Source organism: Mesorhizobium sp. M00.F.Ca.ET.216.01.1.1, assembly GCF_004010325.2.
Lineage (GTDB): Bacteria > Pseudomonadota > Alphaproteobacteria > Rhizobiales > Rhizobiaceae > Mesorhizobium.
The window spans coordinates 1-416 of sequence record NZ_SADR02000154.1 but is presented as its reverse complement, the minus strand read 5'-3'; the positions used below and the strand labels follow the sequence as shown (position 1 = coordinate 416).

Below are 416 nucleotides of genomic sequence, written 5' to 3'. Positions count from 1 at the left end.
GCGACCTGGTCCAGATGCTTGAAACCCGGGGCCTCACCATCAATGAGGCTGTCACCCAGGCAAACGATCTGCTGACTGCACATCCCGACATCAAGGCTATCTACGGCATGTATGATGAGGCCGGGAGCGGTGCCGCAAAGGTGGTCGAGACCCGAGGCCTCACCGGCAAAGTTGGCATCACCGTCGCCGATGGCTCGCCCACCACCATTGCGCTGCTGAAGAAGGGGGCGATCCAGGGCATCTTCTGCCAGGAAGCGGTCGGCCGAGGCATCGACGGCACCCAGCAAGTCTACAACGCCCTGACGGGCAGCAAGGTGACCCAGGATCTGGCCCTGGTGATGCCATTGGTCACCGCCGACAAGGTCTACAGTCCCGAGGCGAAGAAGGTTATCGCCCGCGTTTTCCCCCCGAGCAAC

Annotated in this window: 1 protein-coding gene; it reads left to right on the top strand. The window is 62.3% G+C overall.

Annotated elements, in window-relative coordinates:
- Window positions 1–416: substrate-binding domain-containing protein (locus EN859_RS35500; RefSeq protein WP_145972004.1), on the top strand; the 416-nt coding region annotated here is incomplete at both ends.